The organism is Micromonospora sp. NPDC049891 (assembly GCF_040660295.1).
In the GTDB taxonomy this organism is placed as follows: Bacteria; Actinomycetota; Actinomycetes; order Mycobacteriales; family Micromonosporaceae; genus Micromonospora.
The window spans coordinates 1-1,723 of sequence record NZ_JBFAML010000064.1; the positions used below are offsets into that span (position 1 = coordinate 1).

General features: G+C 68.5%; 2 protein-coding genes. One reads left to right on the forward strand and one right to left on the reverse strand.

Annotated features, from left to right (window positions below; genetic code table 11):
- Positions 1-14: 14 nt before the first annotated feature.
- Positions 15-857: an aldo/keto reductase gene (locus AB0I71_RS32345; protein WP_357591146.1), complete on the reverse strand. Its 843-nt coding sequence runs from the start codon at positions 855-857 to the stop codon at positions 15-17.
- Positions 858-1,090: 233 nt separating this feature from the next.
- Between AB0I71_RS32345 and AB0I71_RS32350 the strand changes: the two genes are divergently transcribed.
- Positions 1,091-1,672, forward strand: coding sequence for a type 1 glutamine amidotransferase domain-containing protein (locus tag AB0I71_RS32350; protein ID WP_357591148.1), 582 nt, complete (start codon positions 1,091-1,093; stop codon positions 1,670-1,672).
- The last annotated feature ends 51 nt before the right edge of the window (positions 1,673-1,723 follow it).

The window sequence follows — 1,723 nt, forward strand, 5'->3', positions numbered from 1 at the left end:
AACGGTCGGCGACGCTACAACATCTCCAGCGGTTGCGGGCCGGCCGGCGGTGGGAACGCCGTGTCGAGTGCCGCCACGTCCTCCTCGCTCAGTTGCAGGTCGCGCGCTTCGGCGTTCTCCCGGGTGTGTTCGGGGTTGGACGACCGAGGGATGGCCGCGACCCTCTCCTGCCGCAACACCCAGGCCAGCGCCACCTGAGCGGGCGTGACCGCGTGTCGGGCGGCGGTCTCCGCGACTTGGGGGTGGCCGAGCAGTCGGCCCTGCTCGATCGGCGAGTACGCCATCACCGGGATTCGGTGCTCGCGTAGCCACGGCAGCAGGTCGTACTCGGGACCGCGGCGGGTGAGGTTGTACAGGATCTGATTGGTCGCGCAGGCGCTGCCGCCCGCCTCGAACAGCTCCGTCATGTCGGAAAGATCGAAGTTGCTCACGCCCCACTGCCCGATGTCGCCGGCGTCGATGAGTTCGGCGAACGCCTCGATCGTCTCCGTGAGCGGATTCGAGCCACGCCAGTGCAGCAGGTAGAGGTCGATGTGGTCGACGCCGAGTCGTTGCAGGCTGCGGCGGCAGGCTTGCACGGTACCCCGTCGGCTGGCGTTGGACGGGAGCACCTTGTCGACCAGAAAGACGTCGGCGCGTCGTCCGATGATCGCCTCGCCGACGAGTTCCTCGGAGGCGCCGTCACCGTACATCTCCGCAGTGTCGATCATGGTCATGCCCAGGTCGAGCCCGGTGCGTAGGGCGGCTATCTCGTCCTGCCGCCTCGCGGGGCGCTCGCCGAGGTACCAGGTTCCCTGACCGAGCACGGGCATCGTCTGGCCGGACGGTAGCTCGATCGCGTTGGCAGCGAGGGTCATGTCTGACCTTTCCGGATCATAGGCACCAATGGGTTGCCTGCGTTACCCGCTGCGACAGGCAGCACACCTGGTAGCGGGCCTACTCCGCGCCGGCCCTCGCTGTGCAGAGGGCCCACATTGCCGCCCTTGAGTGGCGCTCGCTTGTCTGTTTGCCCGTGCCCACACAGGGAAGGCGATCGCGTTCGAGCGATGTGCCGCCGACGGGGCGGCGCCGCGAGAGGAAGGCCGCAGAGATGGCGCAGAGCCAGCAGCCACTGACCGGCAAGCGCGTCGCGTGCCTCGCCGCCGACGGGGTGGAGGATGTGGAGTACACCCAGTCCCGGGCCGCCGCGGAGCAGGCGGGGGCCGAGGTCCACCTGATCTCGTTGCAGTCCGGCGAGATCCAGTCGATGAACCAGGACATCAATCCGGCCAGCCGCTATCGGGTGGACCGGACCGTGGACGAGGCCGATCCGGCCGACTATGACGCCCTGTTGCTGCCGGGCGGGACGGTCAACCCCGACCGGCTCCGGATGAACCCACAGGCGATGGATTTCGTCCGGGCGTTCTTCCAGCAACAGAAGCCGGTGGCAGCGATCTGCCATGGACCGTGGTCGTTGGTCGAGACCGGAATGGTCAACGGCCGGACCGTCACCTCGTTCCCCAGTCTGCGCACCGACATCCGCAACGCTGGCGGGACCTGGGTGGACCAGCAGGTGCAGGTCGACGACGGACTGGTCACCAGCCGCAACCCCAGCGACCTTCCGGCCTTCTGCGCCAAGATGGTCGAGGAGTTCGCCCAGGGCGAGGACGTCCGCCAAATGGCCACGGCCTGACCGGTGGGGCTCAGGGTCGAGAAAGCCGGGCCGGGCCCGAGCCCTGCGGCG